The sequence below is a fragment of the Spirosoma areae genome (genome assembly GCF_054781775.1).
The window spans coordinates 1-531 of record NZ_BAAGTT010000058.1 but is presented as its reverse complement, the minus strand read 5'-3'; the positions used below and the strand labels follow the sequence as shown (position 1 = coordinate 531).

Below are 531 nucleotides of genomic sequence, written 5' to 3'. Positions count from 1 at the left end.
GATGCGCGTGCGCAACGTCAGGTGTTTGCGTTCCAGACTTTGTAAAAGAGCCTTGCTTTCGATTCGCAATCGCTGATCCAGACAGTCGAAGTAAGCCCACCACGCGTCAGTGATCCATTTACTGACCGTAATTTGAGCCGACTCGAGCAAGGAAAGCAACCGACGGAACGTGTGGTGAGTGCGACGGCCAAAGACAAAAGCCACCACTTGCCCGCTTACTGCATCTTCGACCCACCACAGCCAGCGGGGATGCTTCTTAGCCTGTACAAATGACCATGACTCGTCCACTTTTAGAATAAGCGTTAGGCTCTTATGGCCGTACGCGGGGTGAACGTTAAGCACCTGCTGACTTTTTTTTAATGGTGGCACTGACCGTGTTACGGTTAATACCTAGTACGCGGGCGGTGTCACGAACGCCCGCTCCGTTGAGTACCATTGGCACAATCTGCTTCTGAACGCTGGGATCGCAGGCTTTACGGGAATAAGTTTTGACAAATGTGCGTCCGCAGTCGTAGCAACGATAGCGTTGCG

Annotated in this window: 2 protein-coding genes; both read right to left on the bottom strand. The window is 52.5% G+C overall.

The genetic code is table 11. The features are described from left to right. On the bottom strand, positions 1-369 hold a 369-nt coding region (locus tag ACYVI1_RS32620; protein WP_460916039.1), incomplete at its 3' end, for an IS1 family transposase. After that, on the bottom strand, positions 335-531 hold a 197-nt coding region (locus tag ACYVI1_RS32615), incomplete at its 5' end, for an IS1-like element transposase (protein ID WP_460916037.1). The genes ACYVI1_RS32615 and ACYVI1_RS32620, both read right to left, overlap by 35 nt.